Annotated in this window: 1 pseudogene; it reads left to right on the top strand. The window is 60.9% G+C overall.

Annotation, left to right across the window (positions count from 1 at the left end):
* Positions 1 to 248 (top strand): annotated as a pseudogene (locus SB771_RS36155) (cell filamentation protein Fic); the annotation flags it as partial.

Genomic DNA, 248 nt, shown 5'->3' with positions numbered 1-248 from the left:
ACCGGCGCATCCGCTATCCCGGCCTCACCTTGGTCTTGATGAAAGGACCGGGCCCGCAACCTGGTGATCTTCGGCTCGGTTCGCTCGACCTGTATTGGGCCTCGCAGGAACGCGCGCTTCTTGAGAACCTGGGTCGAAGTTCCGCTACGACCCGCGCTACCCGCGACCAGGTCGAAGAACGCCTCGTCACCTGCCTGAACGCAAATAAAGAGGCTGGACTTAACCAGATTCGGGATCGTGCTCGCGAA

The organism is Burkholderia sp. SIMBA_051, assembly GCF_046534915.1.
Lineage (GTDB): Bacteria > Pseudomonadota > Gammaproteobacteria > Burkholderiales > Burkholderiaceae > Burkholderia > Burkholderia ambifaria.
Note: the sequence above shows the minus strand (reverse complement) of the source record. Positions and strands in the feature narration are given on the sequence as shown.